The organism is Pseudomonas sp. PME37.24/006 (assembly GCF_055556635.1).
Genome location: NZ_JBVHNL010000127.1, coordinates 1 through 267, shown reverse-complemented (window position 1 = coordinate 267; position 267 = coordinate 1). Strand labels below are relative to the sequence as shown.

General features: G+C 77.5%; 1 protein-coding gene. It reads left to right on the top strand.

Annotated elements, in window-relative coordinates:
- On the top strand, nucleotides 1-267 hold a 267-nt coding region (locus tag ACZ3GY_RS24115; protein ID WP_465912282.1), incomplete at both ends, for a glycerate kinase.

Sequence of the window (267 nt, the reverse complement as noted above, 5' to 3'; positions counted from 1 at the left end):
GCCTGGGGCGCGGAGCTGGTACCGGGAGCCGAGCGCATCGCCGACCTCCTCGGTGTCGCCGAGGCCGTGGCCGCTGCGGACGTGGTCATCACGGGGGAGGGGTCGTTCGACGCGAGCTCCGCGACCGGCAAGGCTCCCGCGCGCGTCGCGGCCCTCGCCCGCGCGGAGGGACGCCGGGTCGGCCTCGTCGCCGGTCGGATCGCTCCGGATGCCGACACCTCCGGGTTCGACGCGGCGGTCGCGCTCGTGCAGCTCGCCGGGTCGACC